This is a genomic window from Phocaeicola paurosaccharolyticus JCM 15092 (assembly GCF_000613805.1).
Taxonomy (GTDB): Bacteria; Bacteroidota; Bacteroidia; order Bacteroidales; family Bacteroidaceae; genus Phocaeicola; species Phocaeicola paurosaccharolyticus.
Map to the genome: position 1 here is coordinate 25,758 of NZ_BAJR01000007.1, position 25,373 is coordinate 51,130.

The following is a 25,373-nucleotide window of genomic DNA, read 5'->3' on the forward strand; positions in this document are numbered from 1 at the left end:
CATAGGCAAAGATAAAGGAAATTCTTTGGACTGCTAATTATTTGGTCTTTCTTGCAAATCTATTTTTTAATCGTAAATTTGCAAGAAATGTAATTTGTATGATAGAAAGAGTCTTAAAAACCAGGTTATTAGAATTAGCGAAGAAGTACCCGATTGTAACTGTAACAGGTCCACGACAATCTGGTAAATCCACATTGCTTAAAAACTCCTTCCCTGATTATAAATATGTCTCTTTAGAAGATCCTGATATGAGATTATTTGCGACAGATGATCCGAGAGGCTTTTTAGCTACATATTCAGATAAGACAATTATCGATGAAGTACAGCGCGTTCCAACTCTATTTTCATATATTCAGACTTATACAGATATAGAGAACAGAGAAGGTATGTATCTGCTTGCAGTATCACATAATTTCCTTTTAATGGAAAACGTAAATCAATCATTAGCTGGAAGAACTGCTATTCTAAAGTTGTTACCATTTTCTCATTACGAAATGATAGAAGGAGAAATACTTCCGAAAAGTGTTGATGAGGAAATATTCAAGGGGGCATACCCTCGCCTTTATGATAAAGAGATCTCTCCAACCGATTATTATCCATTCTATATTCAAACTTATGTGGAACGAGATGTAAGATTGATGAAAAATATTGGTGATTTGAGTAAATTCATCAAATTCATCAAACTTTGCGCCGGGAGAATAGGGCAATTACTTAACCTTTCATCATTAGCCAATGAATGTGGGGTTGCCGTTTCAACGGTTTCAGTTTGGATTTCAGTGTTAGAAGCGAGCTACATTTGCTATTTGCTAAAACCAGATTATAATAATTACGCAAAACGATTAGTGAAATCGCCAAAACTATATTTCTATGATACAGGATTAGCATGTTCCTTACTTGATATCAAAAGCGCAGATCAAGTAGCTACGCACTTTCTCCGAGGAGGACTTTTCGAAAATCTTGTTATCAATGAGTTTGTGAAAGAGTCTTATAATAGAGCGGAGAATCCAAATATTACATTTTGGAGGGATAGCACTGGCAATGAAGTTGATCTTCTTCAATACATAAATGGGAAGCAAAATGCCTATGAAATAAAATCAGGAGCTACATTTTCGCCTGATTTCTTTAAAGGAATATCCAAATGGGCAAAATTATCCGGTGCAAAACCAGAACAGTGTTTTGCCATATATAATGGAGATAAGAATATGAAAACTTCTAATGGAGAAGTTATTGACTTCAAACGATGTAGACCCAAGAGATTGGAAGGGGAAAGATAAGAATTTATCAAGCAACCTAAAATATCAGTTGAGCCGTAACTTAGAAAAATGAAATTGACAATCTTGCAATTTTAGACATATAAAAAAGGTGTAAATCTCGTTGCTACTTGATTTACACCTTTTTTTGATAGCGGAGAGACAGGGATTCGAACCCCGGGTACCTCGCAGTACAACGGTTTTCAAGACCGCCGCAATCGACCACTCTGCCACCTCTCCAAACTCCTTTTGAGAAGTACTTCGTTTCAGAAGCGGTGCAAAGGTACGCTTTTATTTTAATTATGCAAATACAGGCTGAGTTTTTTTGCAATAAAATTAGCAAATTGTACATTTGTAGATATATTAATAAGGCAATATTGTAGGGGAATTTATGATATATCCACAGAATTTTGAAAATAAGATTGGATTTGATACCATACGCAGAATGCTAAAAGGTAAATGTCTCAGTACACTGGGCGAAGACATGGTGGAAGCGATGGGATTCATGGATGACTATGAGGAGATAGATAATAGACTAAACCAGGTGGTGGAGTTCGTGAGAATTATTCAGGAGGAGGATAACTTCCCTGACCAATACTTCTTTGATGTACGACCATCTCTGAATAGAATAAAAATTGAGGGAATGTACCTCGAAGAACAGGAACTGTTTGACTTGAGACGCTCTTTGGAGACTATAAGCAGTATTGTTGCTTTTCTTAAACGTGATGCCGATGATGAGGATAGTGATTCGCCATATCCGGCACTGAAGGAGCTGGCGGGGGATGTAATAGTATTCCCTCAACTCTTATTAAGGATAAATGGTATTCTTGATAATTTAGGTAAGATAAAGGATAATGCTTCTGCCGAACTCCTTAAGATACGTCGTGAACTGGCATCTACTTCGGGTAGCATATCAAGAAGTCTGAACTCTATACTTAGAGCTGCACAGAGTGAAGGGTATGTAGATAAAGATGTTACTCCTACTATGCGTGATGGACGTCTGGTGATACCGGTAGTTCCTGCTCTGAAAAGAAAGATTAAAGGTATTGTACACGATGAGTCGGCTACTGGTAAGACGGTATTTATTGAACCTGCCGAAGTGGTTGAGGCAAACAACAGAATACGTGAGCTGGAAGGAGAGGAGAGACGTGAGATTATAAGAATACTCATTGAATTCTCAAAGGTTATACGACCACAGATTCCTGCAATACTCGACTCCTATGAGTTCCTTGCTGAGATAGATTTCATACGTGCAAAAGCTCATGTGGCTATAACAACAAACTCTACAAAACCATCTTTTGAAAATAAGAAGATACTTGACTGGATACAGTCGGTACACCCTATACTTCAGCTATCTCTTGCAAAACATGACAAGAAGGTTGTGCCTCTGGATATAACTCTTGATGAGAACCAGAGAATACTTATCATCTCGGGACCTAATGCGGGTGGTAAGTCTGTCTGCCTTAAAACAGTGGGATTGCTGCAATACATGATTCAATGTGGTATGCTCATATCAATGAATGAGAGAAGTCATGTGGGCATATTCAAGGGTATATTCATAGATATTGGCGATGAGCAATCTATAGAGGATGATCTGAGTACATATTCATCACATCTTACTAATATGAAGATAATGATGAAGAATTGTAATGATGAGAGTCTGATACTTATAGATGAGTTTGGAGGGGGTACTGAACCTCAGATTGGTGGTGCCATTGCTGAGGCTGTGCTGAAACGCTTCAACGAGAAGAAGACTTTCGGTGTGATTACAACTCACTATCAGAATCTGAAACATTTTGCTGAGGATAATGAGGGGGTGGTGAATGGTGCAATGTTGTATGACCGACATAATATGCAGGCACTATTCCAACTGCAGATTGGTAACCCAGGCAGCTCTTTCGCTGTGGAGATAGCAAGAAAGATAGGATTGCCGGAAGAGGTGATAGCCGATGCTTCGGAAATAGTGGGTAGTGAATATATCAATGCCGACAAATATCTGCAGGATATTGTGCGCGACAAACGTTATTGGGAGACTAAACGTCAGAACATACGTAAGCGTGAGAAGCAGATGGAAGAGACTATCGCAAAATATGAAACAGATATTGCTGAGTTGGAGAAGAGACGTAAGGAGATTCTGAAAACAGCAAAAGAGGAGGCTGAAAAGGTTCTTAGGGAGTCGAATGCGAAGATTGAGAATACCATCCGTACAATAAAGGAGCTCAGGCCGATAAGGAGAAAACTCGTAATGCGCGTCAGGAACTGACTGACTTCAAGAGCTCTCTTGAGGAATTAGACAGCAAGGCTGTTGATGAGAATATCGAGAAGAAGATGCAGAGATTGCGTGAGAAACAGCAGCGAAAGGAAAATAACAAGAAGAACAAGCAGAATAAAGAGACGGAACAAAAGGTAATAAAGCCTAAGGTGAGACCTATAGAGGTTGGATCGACTGTAAGAATTAAGGGACAGACTACCGTGGGCAAGGTGCTTGAGATGGGTGCGAAGAGTTCCATAGTGATGTTCGGTATGATAAAGACAAACGTCAAGACTGAGAATCTGGAACATGCATTGGAACCTGTAAAGAGCGATAAACCTATTGCAAAGAGTACTTTTGTTTCTTCTGAAACCCAGGACAGAATTTACGAAAAAAAGCTTAACTTTAAACAAGATATAGATGTGCGCGGTATGAGAGGGGATGAGGCTATGAATGCCGTAACCTACTTTATAGATGATGCCGTACTGCTTGGAATACGACGTGTACGTATATTGCATGGAACAGGAACAGGAATATTGAGAACACTGATAAGAGATTATCTCTCTACCGTACCGGGAGTAGCTCATTTCCAGGATGAACATGTACAGTTTGGCGGCGCAGGTATTACTGTAGTTGACTTAGAATAGAAAAAACTTTAATTATGAAATCAATAAGAGAGATTTATAGAATTGGTACCGGGCCATCCAGTAGCCATACTATGGGGCCGAGAAGGGCTGCAGAGATATTTCTCAAGAGATGCCCTGATGCTTCATCTTTTGAGGTTACTCTTTACGGTAGTCTGGCAGCAACAGGTAAGGGACATATGACTGATTTGGCTATTCTTGATGTCCTCGGAAAGGTTGCTCCGGTGGAGATTATATGGCAGCCACAGATCTTTTTGCCGTTCCATCCTAACGGAATGAAATTCATTGCTTTCGATAGTGATAAAAAAGTTATTGATGAGTGGATGATATATAGTGTGGGAGGTGGAGCTCTTGCTGAAGAGGGGAAAGAGTTTGAAGGTGCTGAAGTGTACGAAATGAATTCTATGAGCCAGATCCTTTATTGGTGCGAACATACAGGCAGAAGTTACTGGGAATATGTGGAACAGTGCGAAGACCAGGGAATATGGGAATATCTGGCAGAGGTATGGGGAACAATGAAAGAGGCTATAGAACGTGGACTTGACAAGGAAGGTGTACTTCCGGGACCTCTTAACCTTAGGAGAAAAGCTTCAACGTATTTCATAAAAGCTAAAGGATATAAGGATAATCTCCGTAGCCGCGGACTTGTCTTTTCGTATGCTCTTGCAGTGAGCGAGGAGAATGCTTCGGGCGGAAAGATAGTTACAGCTCCTACTTGTGGATCTTGCGGTGTTGTACCGGCAGTACTCTTTCATCTTCAGAAGAGTCGTGAGTTCAGTGATACGCGTATACTAAGAGCCCTTGCCACTGCGGGACTTGTTGGTAATATCGTAAAACGGAATGCTTCAATCTCGGGTGCTGATGTGGGTTGCCAGGGTGAGGTAGGAGTGGCTTGTGCAATGGCATCGGCTGCTGCCAGCCAACTTTTTGGTGGTAGTCCTGCTCAGATTGAATATGCTGCAGAGATGGGACTTGAACATCACCTTGGAATGACTTGCGACCCTGTGTGCGGACTTGTTCAGATTCCTTGTATTGAACGTAATGCATATGCTGCTGCACGTGCTCTGGATGCAAATATATATTCAGCTTTCACCGATGGTACTCACCGAGTCTCTTTCGATAAGGTAGTTGAGGTGATGAAACAGACAGGACATGACCTTCCATCTCTCTATAAGGAGACAAGTGAAGGCGGTCTGGCTAAAGACTATAAACAGATGGAATAAAGAAAAAGAGCTCTTTGGGGAGCTCTTTTCTATTTTAGTTGCATAGATGTTTATGCATTATGTTTCTCTTCCTTTTCTCTTACACCTTTATTATGGTTTCCATCTTATAAGGATGTAGTCAAAAAAAGCTTTTACAGATATCTATTTTATCTCTTTTACGAAACTCTCTGCCTCAATAAGGGTATCGGGTTTACCAATGTCAAGAAGTCGCAGGTTTGGATCAGCAAAGCCATATGCTTCAAGCTCTCCCTTATCCAGCATATCCATGTAGAAGTCTATAATAGAAAACTTACCGCTGTAGCCATATTTTTTCATCAGGGCGAGTGTCTTTATGTTCACCACCTGAATACCACTGAAGGCATATTCATTATATTCTCCCTCATTATATACAAAGCTTTTTGGCTTTGTCTCTCCGCTGTTCTTGTTTATCCAACCGCATAGACGGTTGCACTTATCGAACAGCAACTTGCGTGATGAGTTGCGGTCGCTGACAAGCATTGTGGCATTAGCACCAGGATGAACTTCCTTATGTGCCGAACAGAGTTTTTTTAAATTGCAGTTTGAGAGTATATCTACATTGTGAACTAAAAAAGAGTTATCTATCATACCACTATCTGTAACTTCACAAGAGAGATCTTGCTTCTCATTTTCTGAATAGTTTGAATATGGCTTAGTCGTCATAAAACAATCGCCTGACAAGAGGCTGTATGCATGGAGAAGTCCGCCGCCAGTATCAAGTAGCTCTGCCTGTTCATCCGAAATCTCTATCTCTATTCCGAAGTTATTGTTCTCCTTAAGATAGTCGGTTATCTGCTCTGCTAAGTGATGAACATTTATTACGATATGGGTAAAACCGACTTCTTTGAGCTGTTCAATGACTCTTTTTAGCATAGGCTCTCCGGCAACAGGTACAAGTGCTTTAGGCATTCTGTCTGTAAGTGGCTTAAGTCGTGTGCCAAGTCCGGCAGCAAGTATCATTGCTTTCATAGTTTCGACTCGAATGTTTTCTCAATATTCTGTTCGCGGTGAGTGAGTTCCACCTTAACGCCAAATTTCTTGTTTATATGCTCGGCAGTATGTTGTGCTGAGTATACAGAACGATGCTGACCTCCTGTACATCCGAAACAGATAGAAAGGCTGGTGAATCCTCTCTCCATATATCTTTTGACAGATGCATCTACCAGAGCATAGGCATGTTCCAGAAATGGGAATATCTCACCGTCATTCTCAAGGAATGTAATTACTGGCTCATCGAGTCCTGTAAATGGTTTATATCTCTCATATTTTCCAGGGTTATTAACGGCACGGCAGTCGAATACAAAGCCACCGCCATTTCCTGAAGGGTCATCAGGGATGCCTTTCTTGTATGCAAAGCTCATCACTTTCACAGTAAGCTGACGCTTCTTAAGTTCATCGGTGAACTGCTTGAGGTTAGTGAGTTTACGGAGAACTTCACACAGATATGGATATTCAGGATAATCTTCCTGAAGTAGTTTGGCAAGATTCTCTATGGCGAACGGTACACTCTGTATAAAATGTGGCTTTTTCTCGAAATATCCTCTGAAACCATATGCACCAAGTACCTGTAGTGTACGGAAGAGGACAAAATGACGGAGTTGTTTCATGAACTCTGTCTTGTCGACATCTACATATTTCTTTAGAGATTCAATGTAAAGGTCAATAAGTTCCATCCTTAGCGATTCCGGATATCTGGCTTTTGCCTGCCATAAGAATGAGGCTATATCGTAGTAATATGGACCTTTTCTTCCACCTTGGAAATCAATGAGCCATGGTTCGTTATCTTTTATCATCACATTGCGGCTCTGAAAGTCGCGATACATGAATGTGTTTGATGAACTCTTAAGAAGCACATCTGCCATACTCTGGAAATCATCCTCCAATCTGTCCTCCTGGAAATCCAACTCGGTAGTCTTCAGAAAACAGTATTTGAAATAGTTCAGATCCCAAAGAATTGAGCGATGGTTGAACTCAGACTGCGGGTAGCAACGGCTGAAATCAAGACCTTCCGAACCCTCAAACTGTACTGAAGGAAGGAGTTTGATGGTCTTTCTCAACAAGATTTTCTCCTCTTCCGAGAAGACATTTGTAATGCGCCCTTTCTCAATAGCATTGAATAGGAGAGTGTCGCCAAGGTCTTCCTGAAGGTAATACTCGCAATTCTCAGATACTGCATATACCTGTGGAACAGGCAATCCCTTCTCTTTGAAATGTCTGGCTATATAAATAAAAGTCTCATTCTCTTCACGGCAACTGCCATATGCTCCGATGAGATCAGCAACACCCTTCATCCTGAAATACCGTCTGTTAGAGCCTGATGATGGCATCTCTTCTATCGCTGTAGGTTTGCTTCCCGTATGCGAGATATATAGTTTTTCGAGTTCCTCTAATATCATAATAAATTATTTTTTGTAAAGTTAATAAAAACAATATTAATGGATTATGATAAGATGGTGAAATAGTTATATTATCGGAAAATTGTATGGGCTGATTGTGGCCAACAGACTCACATAACTTATTAAAGAAAAAAAAGGTGTAACTTATTATAGAATAGCTACACCTTTTATTTTATTTGATTTCGATTTCCTCTTTCATGTCAATCTCTTCTCCTTCTATATCAATAAATCGATATTGCAGGAATGCGAGGCTTTGATCTGGGAAAATCTTTATACCGATTCCGTATTTCAATTGCCACTTTCTCTTCAAGGATATTAATCCCTTGCTAAGGTAAGCGTCAATGTACGGATGGATGTACAGAGTGAAGCGTTTTATCTTCAATTTGTTTACCAGGTAATCAATTTTATTCTCTAATGTATCTGTAAATAGTATAGATGACTTGATCTTACCTTTGCCGAAACATACCGGACAATCTTCGTCGGTTGTCACGTCCATAGCCGGGCGTACTCTTTGACGGGTAATCTGCATAAGTCCAAATTTGCTAAGAGGCAATATGTTATGTTTCGCTCTATCTTTCTGCATGTTCTGGCACATACGTTCATAGAGTTTCTGCCTGTTCTCGGCAAGACCCATGTCAATAAAGTCTACTACTATTATTCCGCCCATATCCCTTAAACGAAGCTGTCTGGCTAACTCGTCGGCTGCACCAAGGTTTACATCTATTGCATTTGCCTCTTGTCCGTTGCCTGCTTTTGAGCGGTTACCGCTGTTTACATCGACAACATGAAGAGCCTCAGTATGCTCAATAATTAGATATGCACCACTTTTGTACGATACAGTCTTTCCAAACAGAGACTTAATTTGTTTGGTAATGGCGAAATTATCGAAGATTGGGAGTTCACCTTTGTAAAGCTTGACAATATTATCTCTTTCAGGGGCAATAAGCTTTACATAATCCTTTATCTCAGAGAATACAATATCGTTGTTAACGTATATGTTCTCGTAAGAGGGGTTGAACAAATCGCGAAGCATTCCTACGGTGCGGCTTGTCTCTTCATAAACAAGTGTAGGAAGTTTAGAATACCTCTGGACTTTTGTTATGGTCTCTTCCCAATGTTTGAGCAAAATTTTCAGTTCACCATCAAGCTCTGCAACCCTTTTGCCTTCCGCTACGGTGCGTACAATCACTCCAAAATTTCTTGGTTTGATGCTTTGCAATAACTGTTTCAGGCGGGCTCTCTCTTCGCTTGATTTAATTTTTTGAGAAACAGAAACCTTATCATTGAAGGGTATCAATACCAAATATCTACCTGCGAAAGATAATTCGCATGTAAGGCGTGGCCCTTTTGTTGAAATAGGTTCTTTTACGATTTGTACAATTATCTCCTGACCTTGTTTTAGGATATTTGAAATGGAACCGTCCTTCTCTATATCGGGTAGAGACGATGCTTTTGTTATTGGAAATAATTTTTTACGATCGCTGAAAACTTGCTTCAGATACTTTTCATAAGAATGAAATTGAGGACCTAAATCCAAATAGTGAAGAAAAGCGTCTTTACCAAATCCGACATCCACAAAACAGGCATTAAGACCAGGCATCATTTTCTTTACCTTGGCCAAATACATGTTCCCAACATTAAAAGAGGCTGTTCTACCCTCTTTTTGCAATTCCACTAAACTCTTATCTTCAAGAAGAGCAATGGAAATTTCTTTGGGTTGTACGTCAATTACTAATTCGCTTGTCACCTTTTTTTGTATAAAATCCTCTTAATTAAACAAAGAACAAACCTCTCAGACTTTTTTTCCACGAGGCTTGTTCCTTATTTGTCGTCAGAAAACAGACTACAAATTATTTTTTGTTTTTATGTCTGTTCTTTCTAAGTCTTTTTTTACGCTTGTGAGTAGACATTTTATGTCTTTTCTTTTTCTTTCCGCTTGGCATAGCTTCAAAATTTTAAATGTTTAACTTTAAATATTATTTAATCCTTAACAGACAAAACAAATGTCTTAGCTGGTTTAAATGTCGGTATATTATGTTCTGGTATAATAATGGTTGTATTCTTAGAGATGTTACGAGCAGTTTTCTGTTTTCTTTTCTTAACCACAAAACTACCGAAACCACGCAGGTATACATTTTCATCTTTACCTAACGACTCTTTCACCACTTCCATAAAAGCTTCTACAGACTGTAATACTGAAGCTTTGTCTATACCGGTCTTTTTCGTAATTTCATTTACGATATCTGCTTTAGTCATTTCTTTAATATTATTATTGTTATGTTTATAACTTAATTTTTTGGACTGCAAATATATAGCTTTCTACTTAATAAGCAAAACAATCTTTGGATTATTTGACACACTATTTTAATACAAAAAATTATCTCTGAATATACAAAAATACAATATATTTTGATTTAGTATAATATTATTACTTTATTCATTTTGAATAATGTTTTATTTTTATAATTTTGAACAAATAATTTAATAAATCAAAATTATGTCTGTAAATAAAGTTATTTTAATTGGAAACGTTGGAAAAGATCCTGAGGTACGATATTTGGATAATGGTGTTGCTGTTGCAACATTCTCATTAGCTACTACAGATCGTGCATACACTCTTGCTAATGGCACACAAGTCCCTGAGAGAACTGAATGGCATAATATTGTATTATGGCGTGGACTTGCTCAGACTGCTGAAAAATATGTTCATAAAGGAGACAGAATATATATCGAAGGCAAACTCCGCTATCGTTTTTATGATGACCAGAATGGCATTAAAAGAAATGTAGTAGAGGTCTTTGCTGATAATATGGAGATGTTGTCTGCCAAAGCCAATGTACAAGGTGCTGCAGCTCAACAGCCGACTAACTCTTCTCAACCTGTTGAAACTCCAAGTGAGAACGGAGAAGATGAGTTACCATTTTAATTCTTTGATGTCTAACTAAAACACTAATCCTTGGACCCTGACTCGTATTTATGCCGCTTGGCGGACTTATTTTCTAGTATAACATTTACCGCTCCATCTACAGGGGCCATTGTGTCAATAATTTTAGCCGGAGCCTTATTGTATGTCTCCGGCTTCATTTCTGCATCCGAAATAGCATTTTTCTCTCTCTCACCAAGTGACCTGAGTAAGATAGATGAAGAAAGAAGTGCTGCAGACAAGAAGATAAAGTATCTTTTGGATAATTCTGAAAGACTTCTTGCAACCATATTAATATCAAATAATTTTGTTAATGTGACTATAATCATGCTGTGCAACTACTTCTTTGCCAGCTGTATCAACTTTGGAGAATCTCTTATAGTCGAGTTTATTGTTATCACTATTATCCTTACATTCTTGCTATTGCTGTTCGGTGAGATTATTCCGAAGATATACTCTTCACAAAACACATTGAAATTCAGCCGAAAGGCAGCGGGAGCGATTATGGTACTTAACAAAATATTCTCACCATTCTCATCGTTGTTAGTTCGTTCATCATTCTTTGTGAACCGTTTCATCTCTAAGAGGAACTACAATATATCGGTAGATGATCTTTCACAAGCCTTGGAACTTACTGACAAGTCGGAAATATCCGAAGAGAGCGATATCCTGGAGGGTATAATCAGATTTGGCGCTGAAACAGTCAAAGAGGTTATGACTCCCAGACCGGATATGGTAAACCTGGATATCAACGCCTCATACCCTGAGGTTATAAAGTCTATTGTTGAGAACTCATATTCCAGAATACCGGTGTATGAAGATTCACGTGATAATATAAAAGGTATACTTTATATTAAGGACCTTTTACCATATCTTGATAAAGATGACAGCTTTAAGTGGCAGTCACTTATTCGTCCTGCCTTCTTCGTCCCTGAGACAAAGATGATTGATGACCTGTTACGCGATTTTCAGGCAAATAAGATTCATATTGCAATTGTGGTGGATGAGTTTGGTGGAACATCAGGCCTCATAACAATGGAGGATATAATTGAAGAGATTGTTGGCGAGATAAACGATGAATATGATGAAGAGGAGACAAACTTCATAAAGACCGGAGAGAACACCTATATATTCAAAGGAAAAACTCTGCTTACGGATTTCTTCCGTGCTCTGGATGTTGATGAAGAGATATTCGATCCTATTATTGGGGAGGCGGATACTCTGGCAGGATTGCTGCTTGAGATGAAGGGGGAATTTCCCTCTATTCATGAGAAATTTGATTATGAGAATTATAATTTTGAGGTTCTCGAGATGACTGAAAGACGAATTCTTAAAGTAAAAGTAACTATAACTCCAAAGGATGCCACTGATTAGTAGAAATGAGTATGATGCTTATTCCATAGCTTTATGGAATGTAGATGAGGATGAAGAGACTCTTCTCTCTATGATATCGAATAGAGATGAATATAGTGATGAACTTCAAAAAATAAAATCTGCTTTCAGAAGAAAGGAGTGGCTCGCTGTAAGAGCTCTTCTTGATAGTATGGCAAAAGGGGAGAAGATAGAGTATAGGGCATCGGGAAGTCCATATCTTAAAAGTGGGAATTATAATATCAGCATATCTCATACTGCATCTTTCGTTTCAATAATACTATCAAAAGATAAGAGGGTTGCAATAGATGTAGAAAAATATGGAGAGAGGGTTGCTAAAGTTATATCCAGATTCGTAAGTGAGGATGAACAAATAACATCTTATCGTGGTAATGAATTCTGGTCAATGCTTCTCCATTGGTCGGCTAAGGAGACTGCATTCAAGATAATCGATACTCAGAATGTGGACTTAAAGAAAGACCTTTTGATATATCCATTTGTTGTTGCAGAGAAAGGGGAATTATTCCTCAAGGAGAAAATGAGCGATGAACAGGAGATTCTTTTGATATATTATCAGCTATTCGACAATTTTGTCATGACATGGACAGTAAAGTAATGAACTAATAATATGTATAAAGCCGTTTTACTATTAATGAGTAAAAGGCTTTTCTTTAATAACTTTTATTCTGCTATACATATTGTGACACGATTCATGTCATTCTCTGCAAAAGGCTGTACAGTTGAACCTTTATAATCTGTAGAGATCCTGTCGGAATTGATGCCTCTGTTAATAAGCTCATTTTTAACAGAGAGTGCACGATGATTAGAAATCCTTTCGTTAATTGCACTTGTACCAGTTCCTTTATCGGCATATCCTACCAAATCGATTTTTGCTTCAGGATATTGGTTCAGATATTTAACTAATGCTTCAATTTTGCTCATTTCTGAATCATCAATCTTAGAAGAGTTGATGGTGAAGAAGATATTTTCTGTAATAGCTTCTTTAATCTCTTGTTTCTCTTCTACCACAACAGGTATAGGTTTTGGTTCTTCCTCTTTAACTACAGGTTCAGGAACCGGAACTGGTTCTACATATTGAGGTTCTTCAACAACCTTCTTCCCTGAGTTTCCAAACTTGAATGTCAAACCGCCAAGAGCGTTAAAATGCCAATCAGGGTTACCTGCTTTCTTGGAATTGAATTTATCTGAAAGGACATTTGAGTTAACCTCAACATTGAAGAATATATTCTGGCTTAGTCGTAGATTCGTACCTAAGCCAAAGCGTCCTACAAGAAAAGTCTTACTTCCATCCCATAGATTTTCGAGAATATAACCCTTTTTGTATAAAGCATTCGCTTCATCATTGCCACTTGCGAAATTAACGCCGCCTCCAATAAATCCGTATGCATTAAAAAAACGATCTGGATTATATTTGTAGAACAAGCTGCTTAAATCGAAAAGTGCATCAACATTTCCTTGTAAGAAATTGAACTTGTAATCTGTTTTCGGATTGACCCAAACACCCTTACCTCGCAAGCCACTGACTCCTGCGCGAAGTCCAAATACTGGAGTGAATTTGTAACCGACATTTGCAGCTACTGCCGGAGATATCAAATCAGAGAATGAGCCTTCACCTAAAGTATGAGACAAACCACCCTGAATCTGTAAGGTGTAATAAGGCTTAAATGTAGCCTTCAGACCTTCATTAGATTTCTGTGCAAACAAGCTGGTCGCACAAAATAATAGTAGAAATAAAAAATTTCTTTTTGTGTCCATAACTATAAGTATTAAGTTGATTTTAACACAAATATATCTTAAACATACATTTTGACGCAAAAAAAAGATAGTTTAACTTAATTTATCGCAAAAAATTTAAATAACAAGATATTTTGCCTCATATCAGCTACAATAATGCTTTTCTATGCCTGAAAAAGTCATTATTGTAAAACTAAATACCAACAAATAAATATAGATATAGACTATAGTTTTTTAATTTTTTGATAGTGTGAATATGAATTCAATTCCACCTGAAGGAGATTTTTTGGCTACAATTGTTCCACCATGATGAATGACTGCATTCTTTACTATGGCGAGACCTAATCCTGTTCCACCAAGTTTGCGTGAACGACCTTTATCTACTCTGTAGAACCTCTCAAAAATCCTATTTAAATGCTCTTCGGATACTCCTACACCATTATCAGCAAAACTGAAATAGTAACTATTGTCATCTTCTCTGAATTTTTTTATTGTTATGGTAGTATATGTTCCGGCATATGCTATTGCATTATCGAAGAGGTTGCGGAATATTGAATAAATAAGCGAACTGTTTCCATATATATGTAGATTATCAGGCAGATCATTATCTACTTTCATATGCTTATTATTAAGATCAAGGTATAGCTCAGACATGATACTCTTAACCATATCACTAAGATTGATTTTATCTTTCTCTATCATGCTTGGTGCCTCTTCCATTCTTGTAAGAACAGAGATGTCTTGCAGTAGATGTGTTAATCGGTTGCTTTGGGCGTAACTTCTTGTAAGGAACTCAAAAAGTTTCTCTTTAGATATGTCAGGGTTGCTGATAATGGTCTCAAGATATCCTTGAATGCTACTTACCGGTGTCTTTAACTCGTGTGCAATATTCTGAGTAAGCTGTTTCTTTAAACGTGCTTGTTGCTCATCTTGGGTGATATCATTAATATTTATTTCAAAACTGTTATCCTGAAATATGATACACTCAATTGAAAATATTCTTCCGCTTTTCTCTATGTTCAAAGAGAATCGTCTCTCTTCTGTAACACGGGTAAGCTGTTGATTCTTCTCTATGAATTTAACTATAGGTTTTATCTCAGGCACAGAGAAGAAATCCTTAGTATTCGACAGATTGCTATCTGAAATGATATTAATGTAATGTATGAAAAGGTTATTTACAATGATTTCATCTCGGTTAGACTTGAATACACCAAGTCCCTCATGTGAGATACGAAGGTGGGTAATAAGCTTTTCTCTCTCGATGTAGAGATCCTCTTTAGTATTACGAAGACGTTTGTAGATCTTTATAATATGTTTTGAAATCTCTCCAAGTTCGTTATTAGGAAAAGCCTCCTGTATACTCATATCTATAGGCTCGTTCTTATCAGCTTTCACAGCGAATAACTGAAGTCGGTCTATAGACATACTGAGCTTGTTAGTGAATTTGTAGAAAAATATAATAAGGATAAGACTTATTGCTATTGTAAACCATATGAAGTGAATATCGGCCTGTAGATGTTCTACAAGATTCATATTATATGGCATAGCCGAACGTATGATATAGTTGTTATGCGGATAGAACTTTGCGGAATAGAAATATTCTTTTCCAAAAGTTTGCGACCTCCTGTTTATTGAATAGCCTGTTCCGTTTTTCAGTGCATCGATGATCTCTTTTCGCGAAAGATGATTATTGAATTCTTCCAGATTATGCTTGTAATTATCAAAAATTACTTTTCCATTTTTCGCTATCAGCGTAACTCGAAGATCCTTCTGGTTGCAGTGCTTAATAAAGTTATTAATCTTAGCTTCATCAATAGAATCGTCAGCGAATATTAGATCGTTTATTCTGTCATTATAGTTCTGCAACTGAGTGTTAAGAAGGTCTATTTTGTAGCTTTTCTCACGTTTATACTGGAAAACTACAAAGCATATCACAAAGCCAAGAAACAGTGTTAACACATATAAGAATAGTCTCTTGCTGAATGATAGAAATTTATGTGAAACTTCGACTGCCATGCTCTATTAGGAATCAGTTGTCTGTCTCAAAACAATATCCGTAACCTAATCGAGTGACAATGTTCTTGCCATATTCACCAATCTTCTTTCTAAGTCTGGTTATGTTTACATCAATAGTTCTGTCGAGTACATAAACTTCATCATGCCATATTCTTGCAAGAATCTCGTCGCGAGAGAATACACGTCCACCATTGTTTAGAAGTAGATATAGTATTTCAAACTCTTTTTTTGTAAGAGGAATTTCCTTATGATTAATCGATACTTTCTTTTTTTCCATATCGACGGTCATAGTCTTGAATGTTAGGAGATTGCTTTGCTGCTCTTCTGAATCATTAGAAACTCTTCTCAATAGAGCCTTCACCCTTGCTATTACTTCTCGTAGAGAGAAAGGTTTTGAAATATAGTCATCGGCACCAAGGTTAAAGCCTGTTATCTTATCATTCTCAGTGTCTTTGGCTGTTATAAAGATGATAGGGATTTTCTCTGTAGACTTACTCTTCTTAATGATGTTAGCTAATTTGAAACCTGACATTTCACCCATCATAACGTCGAGTAACAATAGGTTGTATTGGTTAATATCAAGCTTAAGAGCTTCTTCTGCTGAATATGCAGTATCTACTAAATACCCTTCGTTTTCAAGATTAAACTTAAGAATCTCACAGAGATCTTCTTCGTCGTCGACTACCAGAATTCTATAATCATTCATACATCTTCTTTTTTAATATTACAAATTAAGTAACATTTATAATTTAAGCAAAAGTGTATCAATATTATTTCTCTATTATGTTATATGTATTACAAATTTGTTACATTTCCGGAATTGTGAACTCTCCTGCAACAGGATTATTCATCATTCGTCTGATCTTATGGGGTGTATACCCATGACCTAAGAGGAACATCAGTTTGGTGATTACTGACTCTACTGTAGAGTCGTATCCACTTATTATTCCAGCATCAAGTAGATGCATACCGGTCTCATACCTTCCCATTTCTACACTGCCGGTTGAACATTGTGATATATTTACAATAATTATTCCCTTAGCCGTAGCCTCTTTCAGAAGATTTATGAACCATGGTTTCTGAGGAGCATTACCCGAGCCGTATGTTTTTAGTACGACAGCTTTCAAACTTGGCGTGTGGAAGATATTCCTTATCATGTTCTCCTGTATACCAGGGAAAAGTGTAAGAACTATTACATTTGTGTCAAATAGATAATGTGGAATCAGCTTTTGTTTTGGATCAGCCTTTCTTATTTTATCGTATTCATATTTAATGTGAATGCCTGCAGTTGCAAGCGATGGATAGTTATATGAACGGAATGCATTGAAGTTCTCTGCATTTATCTTTGTAGTACGATTGCCTCTGAGAAGAAGATTTTCAAAGAATATACATACTTCGGGAACAACAGCAGTACCATCATTGTTTTTCGCTGCTGCAATCTCGATGGATGTGATAAGATTCTCTTTACCATCAGTGCGTAACATACCTATAGGAAGCTGACTTCCTGTAAGGATGACAGGCTTGGACAAATTCTCGAGCATGAAACTTAAAGCTGAAGCAGTATAAGCCATGGTATCGGTACCATGAAGGATTACAAATCCATCGAAATAGTCGTAATTATAACTTATTATCTTAACAAGTTTTGCCCATAAAGCAGGTTCCATATCCGATGAATCTATAGGAGGAGTAAACTGATATGAGGAGATTCTGTAATTGAATCTTTTCAATTCAGGCATATTCTCTTGCAACTGATCGAAATTGAAAGCTTCCAAAGCTCCTGTCTCCGGATTCTCTATCATTCCAATAGTACCACCGGTGTAAATTAGCAAAACGGAAGGGTATGTACTCATAAACATATGGAAATCTAGTTTTATAATGACACAAAGATAGTATTTTAATCTATTTTTTACAATTTAGGGCTTGATATTTAACGTTTTAATAGTCTTGAAAAGCCAAATCTCCTCATTTATTGCAAAAAATAGATTATAAATACACTATATATTCACTCTACAGTGCAAAGATAGATAAGTTATAAAGAGTAATTATTATTCCAGGGCAGAAATTAACTCTTTTGCCGCTTTATTTGCATCTCCCTCATTTTTCTCCATGAGTGTTACAAATTTGCTACCAATAATAGCTCCCGAAGCATAATTGCAAGCCATGTCAAATGTCTGTTTGTTTGATATGCCAAATCCAATCATGCGTGGGTTGTTGAGTTTCATTTCATTTATTCTTCTGAAATACTCCTCTTTCTGCTCATCAAACTTACTTTGTGAACCTGTTGTGGAAGCTGATGATACCATATATATGAATCCGTCTGTATTCTGGTCAATATGTTGGATACGTTCACTGCTTGTCTCAGGAGTTATAAGCATTATCATCTTCAGATTGTACTCAGCAGCTATCTCCTTATAATCATCCATATACTCTTTGAAAGGAAGATCGGGTATTATCATACCATCTATACCTACCTCTTTGCAACTGATGCAGAACTCTCTGAAGCCATATTGCACGATTGGGTTTAGGTAACCCATCATGACAAGAGGAATATTTATCTCATTTCTAATATCTTTCAGTTGAGCGAAAAGTTTTTTAAGTGACATCCCATTTTTAAGAGCTCTTGATGAAGCGTTCTGTATTACAGGACCATCCGCCATAGGGTCACTGAATGGTATGCCTATCTCTACCATGTCAACTCCATTATCCTGCAAGGCTTTCAGGGTTGGTTCAACATTATTCAACTGAGGAAAACCGGCACAGAAATATACGGAAAGGATATTGCTCTTTTTTTTGTTAAATAACTCGTTTATTCTATTCATGATCTTCTGATTTTTGTATTTCAGTAATGTATTGCTCTAATAATTTAATCTCTTTTATACCAGGTGATGACTCGAACTTACTGTTTAGGTCAACTCCCATGAAATATTTGTTCTTAAAATTCTTTACGTTATCCAGGTTCTCAATACCCAGTCCTCCGCTAAGAAAGAAAGGGGTGGGACCTGTGTAATTGTTGAGTATGTTCCAATCGAACTGTTTTCCTGAACCTCCATAACCCGAACATTTGGTGTCGAATAGTAGCAGGTCACAGTTGTTATGATACTCCTTATCTATACTTGATAAATCATGTTCCGTTTCGATATGGAATGCTTTAATAACACTGTATCCTCTCTCTTTGACCTCTCTGCAAAATGATGGAGTTTCATCTCCGTGCAGTTGGATATAGTTTAATTGCATCTCTTTTGCGATGTCATCTATCTCATCTATATCCATATTAACAAAGACTCCTGCTCTTTTACATTTATGAGGGATGTTCTCTGATGAGCCTCCACCGTAGAAATATCTTGAGGATTTATTGTAAAAGATGAATCCCATAATATAAATATCCAGATTCTCTACAGCGCGGATATTATCTTTATCCCGCATTCCACATACCTTGATCAACATAACTCTTTTATAAATTTAGCAAAAGCATCTCCAGGGTTCTCTTCTCTCATGAAACACTCGCCGATAAGGAATCCATTGAATCCTTTCTCCTTAAGCATCTTTATTGTAGATGGTGATGAAATTCCACTTTCTGAGATTAGTACTCTATCTTTTGGAAGTTTCTCAACCATTGCGACAGAGTTCTTTACATCTGTAACGAAAGTTCCAAGGTTTCTATTGTTCACACCAATCATCTCTACTTTATCATCTATATACTCCATCTCCTTTTCTGAATGTATCTCCAGTAGAACTTCCATACCAAGTTGATGAGCCATGTCCGATAGTTCCATGAACCTTTTTTTCTCTAAGGCTGCGGCTATTAGTAGGACTGTATCTGCGCCGATAAGTTTTGCCTGAAAGAGCTGATACTCATCAATGATAAACTCTTTTCTTAATATAGGTATATTGATTGAGTCGCGTACAGCTTTTATATCTTCCAACTTACCTCCGAAATATTTATTATCAGTAAGTATGGAGAGGGCAGAGGCACCGTTGAGTTGATAATCTTTTGTTATCTGCAATAAATCAGCCTTTTCGTTTATCCATCCTTTTGAAGGAGAGCGACGTTTGAACTCAGATATTATACCAGACTGAGATTCTCGAATGGAGTTGCTCATGCTGAGACTCTTTCTATCAAACTCTTCACAATTACTCTCAAGCAGGTCGATGCTGAAGACCTCTTTTCTCCTTGCAATCTCCTCTTTTTTATTCTCTATTATCTCCTGAAGTATGTCTTTCATAAACTTATCAGCAATTTACTTCAATAAACTTTTTAAGTGTCTCGAAAGCTTTTCCACTCTCGAGTGATTGGCGTGCTATGCTTACACACTCTTCAATATCTTTCATAGGCTCCATTGCTTGTATTGCAAAAGATGCATTTATAAGAACACAATCTTTTTGTGCTTTAGTAGAGCAGTTCTGTAGAACATTGTCAAATATCTTAGCAGCCTTTTGAGGTGTATCTCCTCCATAGAGTTCCTCCTGAGAAATCACTTCAAAGCCAAGATCGGAAGGTTTGTAAATTGATTCATATCTGTTTGTCATCACCTTGAACTCATCTGTAAGAGATATCTCATCATAACCATCAAGGTTGTTGACAACTGCAAATCCTATACCTAATTTCTGAAATACGTTTGTGTACAGACGCATCTGAGGGAGATCGGCAACTCCAAGAAGCTGATATGCAGGAAGAGATGGGTTTACAAGCGGACCAAGAAGGTTGAATATTGTCCTAACCTGAAGTGATTTACGTACTCCGGCAACGCTCTTCATAGCAGGATTGAATAGTGGAGAATGCATATATACCATATTACTCTTATCCATTGATCTCCTCAACTTATCCTGATCATTGGTGAACTTCACTCCATGTTCCTCCATTACATTGCTTGCACCACTTACAGATGTAGCTCCGTAGTTGCCATGTTTTGCTACATGATAACCGGCTCCTGCTACAACGAAACATGCACATGTGGAGATATTGAATGAGTTCTTTCCATCGCCTCCTGTTCCTACTATGTCGATAGGTTTGTATTCTGCCAAATCTATAGGAACCCTTGTTGTAAGAAGGGCATTACGGAAGCCTATAAGTTCGTCAACTTTGATACCTCTCATCTGAAATACTGTTAGAAGAGATGCAATCTGAGATTCATTGTATTTGTTCTCAGTAATATTTATCAGCAAATCTTTAGCCTCATCTTGGCTTAGTTCTTCGTGATTGAATAGTCTTGATAATATAGATTTCATATTTATTGCTGTATTAGTATGATTTGTGGTAACTCTCTATATGAATTGAGAGAATAGGAAATTTCTAATTATATTTTTCCCCAAAGGAGTAAGAACTGATTCAGGATGGAACTGTATGCCATGTACATCATAACTTTTATGCTTAAGTCCCATGATGTATCCCTCCTTACTTACTGCTGTTATCGCAAGATCCTTTGGAAGTGATGAAGAGTCAACAATCCATGAGTGATATCTTCCTGCTTCAATAACTTTTGGTAGGCCATTGAATAAATAATCTTCATCAACTATCTCTATATCACTCTTTACTCCATGAAATACATCTTTCAGATTTATCAGTTGACCACCGAAAGCTTCAGCAATGGCTTGCTCGCCAAGACATATACCCAGTATAGGCTTTGTTGCAGCGTATTTTTTTATCACGTCCAGCAGTAATCCTGCTTCTGATGGAATACCTGGTCCCGGTGAAAGAATGATCTTGTCGAATTTCTCAAGTTCTTCAAGTTTGAAAAGGTCATTTCTTAATACTGTGACTTCAGATCCAAGTTCTTTTACGATATGGCTCAGATTGTATGTGAACGAATCGTAGTTGTCTATAATAACTGTTTTCATTTTCCCTCCTTACATTTTTTCTGCCATATCAATAGCTTTCTTAAGGGCTCCGAGTTTGTTGTTCACCTCCTGTAGTTCGTTCTCAACATTACTCTTTGCTACAATACCTCCTCCGGCTTGGAACCATAACTCGTTGTTACGGCTAACGAAGGTTCTTATTGTTATAGCTTGATTAAGAGTTCCGTTCAGACCAATGAATCCTATGCATCCTCCATATGCACCTCTACTATGAGGCTCAAACTCAGAGATAAGTTGCATTGCTTTTACTTTTGGGGCACCGCTAAGAGTTCCTGCAGGGAAGGTGTCAATGAATGTCTTTATAGGATTTGCTCCCTCTTCCAACTTTCCGCTGACTCTGCTCACAAGGTGTATCACATGACTGTAGTATTGTGCCTCCTTGAACTTTTCAACTTTCACATCTTTGCAGTTTCTGCTTAAGTCATTTCTTGCAAGGTCAACCAGCATGACATGTTCTGCATTCTCTTTAGGATCGGCAAGCAGTGCTTCTGTAAGTTCCTTATCTTTTCCTTTATCACCATCTCTCCTTGATGTTCCGGCAATTGGATCGATGTATGCTCTTCCATTCTCTACCTTGCAGTGGGTCTCTGGTGAAGAACCGAATATTCTGAATCCTCCGAAGTCGAAGTAGAATAGGTAAGGAGAGGGGTTTATATTTCTCAATGCTCTGTAGAGTTTGAAGTCATCGCCTTGATAGTTCTGTACGAAACGGCGAGAGAGCACAATCTGAAAGACATCACCTCGTAGGCAGTGAGATATACCTTTACGTATATTTTCACGATGTTCATCATCGGTGAGTGTACTTCTTGTTTCACCAACTGCATGAAAGTCGTAAGTTGTGTAGTTGCGGTTGTTTATTGCTTTTGATATATAGTCTAATTTACTTTCCTCATTATCATCAGTCATTTCAATAAGAACCATGTCATGTTTGAAATCATTGAATACAATGATATACTTGTATAGAATGTAAAGCATGTCGGGTGCATCATTTTTTTGCAGACGGCTCTCTTTTACATCAATATGTTCAAAATATTTAATTGCATCGAATGTGGTGAAGCCATAAAGTCCGCAATAGTTTTTGTATTCACCGTTCACCTTGAATGCAGATAGAAATTCGTTAATGGCATTCTCGACGCTATATGATTCATCAATAGCTTTTTCAGATATATCTCCATCAGGATACTTACATGTTACTATGTCATGGTTAACAGAAATACTTGCAATTGGTTTCAAACCAATAAATGAGCGATTGTCTTCACTACCATGATAATCAGAGCTCTCCATAAGTGCACTCTGAGGGAACAGGTCACGCAATTTCAGATAAGTTGTTACCGGCGTATGCAAATCGCCAAGCATTGTTTTGTATTTTGTACTGTAGCTATAATTTTTCATAATATTATTATTTAATCAGCCATATTTTTGTTTGACAGATAAGTGTCAAGATCTTTATCTCCTCTTCCTGAAACTGTAAGTACCACTACATCATCTTTCTTGAAATTAATCTTACCCAGAGCACCTAAAGCGTGAGCGGATTCCAATGCCGGGATAATACCTTCAAGTTGTGTAAGTTCATATGCAGCACGTACTGCCTCATTGTCGTTTATGGCAAGCACTATGGCTCTTTTCTTATCTGATAGATTGGCATGCATAGGTCCTATGCCCGGATAATCAAGTCCGGCTGAGATAGAGTATGGTTCCTCAATCTGTCCGTCCTCGTTCTGTATGACAAGTGTCTTTGCACCATGAATGATTCCCATTTTTCCTAGCTGTATGGTAGCAGCTGATAGGCCTGTATCGATACCTTTACCACCAGCTTCGGCAAGTACAATCTGAACTTTCTCGTCATCAATATAGTGGTATATGGTACCGGCAGCATTACTTCCTCCACCTACACATGCCATAAGATAATCGGGATAGTCCCTGCCTTCCTGTGAGAGGAGCTGTTTTTTTATCTCTTCACTTATGACAGACTGCAGACGTGCTACCATATCAGGATATGGATGTGGACCAACTGTTGAACCTATTACGTAATAGGTGTCATCAGGATGACAGCACCAGTAGCGGATAGCCTCATTGGTCGCATCTTTTAGAGTCATATTTCCTGATGTCACAGGTACACTTCAGCACCAAGCATTTTCATTCTCTCTACATTGACATGTTGTCTTTCAACATCGGTCTTTCCCATAAAGACAGTGCAAGGAAGATTCATAAGAGCACATACTGTAGCTGTAGCTACGCCATGTTGACCTGCTCCTGTCTCAGCAATAATCTTATTCTTTCCCAATCTTTTGGCAAGTAGAACCTGACCTATTGCATTGTTTATCTTGTGAGCACCTGTATGGTTAAGGTCCTCTCTTTTGAGATAGATCTTGCATCCATATTTTTCACTTAGTCTGTTGGCTAGATAGAGTGGGGAAGGGCGTCCAACATAATCACGGAGTAGTTGTGCATATTCCGCTTTGAAACTTTCACTTTCGAGAATCTTGATATAATTCTCTTTTAAGTTCTCTACACATGCATGGAGTATTTCTGGAATATATGCACCTCCAAATTCTCCATAATAACCGTTGTCATCTACAAGAAAAGTCTTCATTTAAGTTGTATTTATATTTTGATTGTAATTTTTCGAGAATAAAAAAAGGGCTGTCGTAAGTTCGACAGCCCTTTATAATAGCTTTATGTTATAGCAAATATATATATATAGGTTTTCCGCTTACGACTTTATGAGTTGTAAGTAGCGCCACCAATACATATTTTGCATATTCTTATTCATTCTTTTCAGCTTTTTTCGTTGAATTATTGCGCAAATGTAACGATATAATTTTATAATCAAAATATTCTTGAACTTTTTTTAAAATTTTGTATCCAATATTATAAATGATGCATCTTTATTCCTTTATTTGCACTTGTGAACTTATTCTGTGCATATAATTAATAAATATTAATTGATTATATATAGATAAACGAATAGTTTAGTCTACAGAGTATTAGTTATAGCATCCCTCTTCAGCTAATTTGGTGACTGTTTTGAACAGTATTTGCTGGTGAAGATATTTATGAAGTAGTGGCTACCCCATCGTAAGAAGTAGAGACAGTTGAAATATTACTGGCTTTTTATAATATAATTTTAAGATGAAAAATAGAGACTATTTTATTATTCAGAATGTAGCAGCTATTATAGTTGGCATGCTGCTGGTTATGTGGCCTGATTCGGCTATGATATATCTCGTTATGACTATTGGTGCCATATTCTCTGTTTCAGGAATCTTGGCGTTGGTGAGATATTACAGACACCGTAATATAATTGGATATAACTATCCGCTTATAGGAACAGGAAGTCTGTTGCTTGGTATATGGCTTCTTATAATGCCGGCATTCTTTATTAATTTTCTTATGTATATAATTGGTTTGGCTGTTATAATGGCTGGAGCAAACATGTTGGTTAATCTTAATGTAGCCAGTAGATGGAGTATGGTATCTGGCTATTTTTATATAACTCCTATATTAATTATTCTTGCCGGAATGCTTGTTCTTGTTAATCCTTTTACCGTTGCTACAATCCCATTTATTGTTTTGGGTATTAGTTGTATGGTATATGGAATAGTAAATATGATTAACACCATAAAGTTTAAGAAGGATCCTGACAAGTACGAATACTAAAAAAGTATTAAAA

The 25,373-nt window shown here is 37.6% G+C and carries 20 protein-coding genes, 1 tRNA gene and 2 pseudogenes; 7 read left to right on the top strand and 16 right to left on the bottom strand.

The features are described from left to right. Nucleotides 1-98: 98 nt before the first annotated feature. A complete protein-coding gene (locus JCM15092_RS05015; RefSeq protein WP_024993702.1) occupies nt 99-1,274 on the top strand; it encodes an ATP-binding protein in 1,176 nt (391 codons plus the stop codon). A 131-nt stretch (nt 1,275-1,405) separates the two neighbouring features. Here JCM15092_RS05015 and JCM15092_RS05020 read toward each other — a convergent pair. Further along, a tRNA-Ser gene (locus JCM15092_RS05020) sits at nt 1,406-1,490 on the bottom strand. Between the two features lie 151 nt (nt 1,491-1,641). On the opposite strand from JCM15092_RS05020, the pseudogene JCM15092_RS15015 reads away from it, so the two are divergent. Together JCM15092_RS15015 and JCM15092_RS05030 are read left to right on the top strand one after the other, a co-directional pair. Beyond that, nucleotides 1,642-4,148 (top strand): annotated as a pseudogene (locus JCM15092_RS15015) (endonuclease MutS2). Nucleotides 4,149-4,162: 14 nt separating this feature from the next. Then, nucleotides 4,163-5,368 (top strand): L-serine ammonia-lyase, encoded by a 1,206-nt coding sequence (locus JCM15092_RS05030; protein ID WP_024993703.1) that lies wholly within the window; start codon nt 4,163-4,165, stop codon nt 5,366-5,368. Nucleotides 5,369-5,509: 141 nt separating this feature from the next. On the opposite strand, the gene JCM15092_RS05035 is transcribed toward JCM15092_RS05030, so the two are convergent. From JCM15092_RS05035 to JCM15092_RS05050, 4 genes are all read right to left on the bottom strand, one after another. Continuing rightward, on the bottom strand, nt 5,510-6,355 hold the full coding sequence (locus JCM15092_RS05035) for a nucleotidyltransferase family protein (protein ID WP_024993704.1): 846 nt from the start codon (nt 6,353-6,355) through the stop codon (nt 5,510-5,512). Continuing rightward, a complete protein-coding gene (locus JCM15092_RS05040; RefSeq protein WP_024993705.1) occupies nt 6,352-7,782 on the bottom strand; it encodes a RapZ C-terminal domain-containing protein in 1,431 nt (476 codons plus the stop codon). Before JCM15092_RS05040 ends, JCM15092_RS05035 begins: the two co-directional genes overlap by 4 nt. Nucleotides 7,783-7,954: 172 nt before the next feature. Further along, entirely contained in the window at nt 7,955-9,529 is a 1,575-nt protein-coding gene (locus tag JCM15092_RS05045) for an Rne/Rng family ribonuclease (RefSeq protein WP_024993706.1), read from the bottom strand. Nucleotides 9,530-9,762: 233 nt separating this feature from the next. Beyond that, nucleotides 9,763-10,047, bottom strand: a complete 285-nt coding sequence (locus JCM15092_RS05050; protein ID WP_262501372.1) for an HU family DNA-binding protein — start codon at nt 10,045-10,047, stop codon at nt 9,763-9,765. A 232-nt stretch (nt 10,048-10,279) separates the two neighbouring features. On the opposite strand from JCM15092_RS05050, the gene JCM15092_RS05055 reads away from it, so the two are divergent. Genes JCM15092_RS05055 through JCM15092_RS05065 form a run of 3 tightly spaced genes read left to right on the top strand, consistent with a single transcriptional unit; the run spans nt 10,280 to nt 12,692 of the window. Further along, entirely contained in the window at nt 10,280-10,708 is a 429-nt protein-coding gene (locus JCM15092_RS05055; RefSeq protein ID WP_024993708.1) for a single-stranded DNA-binding protein, read from the top strand. Between the two features lie 30 nt (nt 10,709-10,738). After that, nucleotides 10,739-12,079, top strand: coding sequence for a gliding motility-associated protein GldE (gene gldE, locus JCM15092_RS05060; protein WP_024993709.1), 1,341 nt, complete (start codon nt 10,739-10,741; stop codon nt 12,077-12,079). Further along, on the top strand, nt 12,066-12,692 hold the full coding sequence (locus tag JCM15092_RS05065; RefSeq protein ID WP_024993710.1) for a 4'-phosphopantetheinyl transferase family protein: 627 nt from the start codon (nt 12,066-12,068) through the stop codon (nt 12,690-12,692). Before gldE ends, JCM15092_RS05065 begins: the two co-directional genes overlap by 14 nt. Before the next feature lie 65 nt (nt 12,693-12,757). On the opposite strand, the gene JCM15092_RS05070 is transcribed toward JCM15092_RS05065, so the two are convergent. The 11 genes and pseudogenes from JCM15092_RS05070 to trpB all read right to left on the bottom strand — a co-directional run bounded on the left by JCM15092_RS05070 (nt 12,758) and on the right by trpB (nt 24,293). Next, complete coding sequence (locus tag JCM15092_RS05070) at nt 12,758-13,852, bottom strand: OmpA family protein (protein WP_024993711.1); 1,095 nt, start codon at nt 13,850-13,852, stop codon at nt 12,758-12,760. A gap of 213 nt (nt 13,853-14,065) precedes the next feature. Beyond that, on the bottom strand, nt 14,066-15,847 hold the full coding sequence (gene phoR / locus JCM15092_RS05075) for a two-component system sensor histidine kinase PhoR (RefSeq protein ID WP_024993712.1): 1,782 nt from the start codon (nt 15,845-15,847) through the stop codon (nt 14,066-14,068). 13 nt (nt 15,848-15,860) lie between these two features. Then, nucleotides 15,861-16,553 (bottom strand): two-component system response regulator PhoB, encoded by a 693-nt coding sequence (phoB, locus tag JCM15092_RS05080; protein ID WP_024993713.1) that lies wholly within the window; start codon nt 16,551-16,553, stop codon nt 15,861-15,863. A 100-nt stretch (nt 16,554-16,653) separates the two neighbouring features. Further along, a complete protein-coding gene (locus tag JCM15092_RS05085) occupies nt 16,654-17,703 on the bottom strand; it encodes an asparaginase (protein ID WP_024993714.1) in 1,050 nt (349 codons plus the stop codon). 189 nt (nt 17,704-17,892) lie between these two features. Beyond that, entirely contained in the window at nt 17,893-18,666 is a 774-nt protein-coding gene (gene trpA / locus JCM15092_RS05090; RefSeq protein WP_024993715.1) for a tryptophan synthase subunit alpha, read from the bottom strand. Beyond that, a complete protein-coding gene (locus tag JCM15092_RS05095; protein ID WP_024993716.1) occupies nt 18,659-19,291 on the bottom strand; it encodes a phosphoribosylanthranilate isomerase in 633 nt (210 codons plus the stop codon). Before JCM15092_RS05095 ends, trpA begins: the two co-directional genes overlap by 8 nt. Then, nucleotides 19,285-20,070 (bottom strand): indole-3-glycerol phosphate synthase TrpC, encoded by a 786-nt coding sequence (gene trpC / locus JCM15092_RS05100; RefSeq protein WP_024993717.1) that lies wholly within the window; start codon nt 20,068-20,070, stop codon nt 19,285-19,287. The genes JCM15092_RS05095 and trpC overlap by 7 nt, the downstream gene beginning before the upstream one ends. Before the next feature lie 7 nt (nt 20,071-20,077). Beyond that, on the bottom strand, nt 20,078-21,073 hold the full coding sequence (gene trpD / locus JCM15092_RS05105) for an anthranilate phosphoribosyltransferase (RefSeq protein WP_024993718.1): 996 nt from the start codon (nt 21,071-21,073) through the stop codon (nt 20,078-20,080). A gap of 36 nt (nt 21,074-21,109) precedes the next feature. Further along, the gene (locus JCM15092_RS05110) at nt 21,110-21,682 is read right to left on the bottom strand and encodes an anthranilate synthase component II (protein ID WP_024993719.1); all 573 of its coding nucleotides are present in this window, start codon (nt 21,680-21,682) and stop codon (nt 21,110-21,112) included. 9 nt (nt 21,683-21,691) lie between these two features. After that, the gene (locus JCM15092_RS05115) at nt 21,692-23,092 is read right to left on the bottom strand and encodes an anthranilate synthase component I family protein (RefSeq protein ID WP_024993720.1); all 1,401 of its coding nucleotides are present in this window, start codon (nt 23,090-23,092) and stop codon (nt 21,692-21,694) included. A gap of 11 nt (nt 23,093-23,103) precedes the next feature. Then, a pseudogene (gene trpB / locus JCM15092_RS15020) lies at nt 23,104-24,293 on the bottom strand (tryptophan synthase subunit beta). A gap of 539 nt (nt 24,294-24,832) precedes the next feature. Between trpB and JCM15092_RS05125 the strand changes: the two are divergent. Then, nucleotides 24,833-25,360, top strand: coding sequence for an HdeD family acid-resistance protein (locus JCM15092_RS05125; RefSeq protein ID WP_024993721.1), 528 nt, complete (start codon nt 24,833-24,835; stop codon nt 25,358-25,360). The last annotated feature ends 13 nt before the right edge of the window (nt 25,361-25,373 follow it).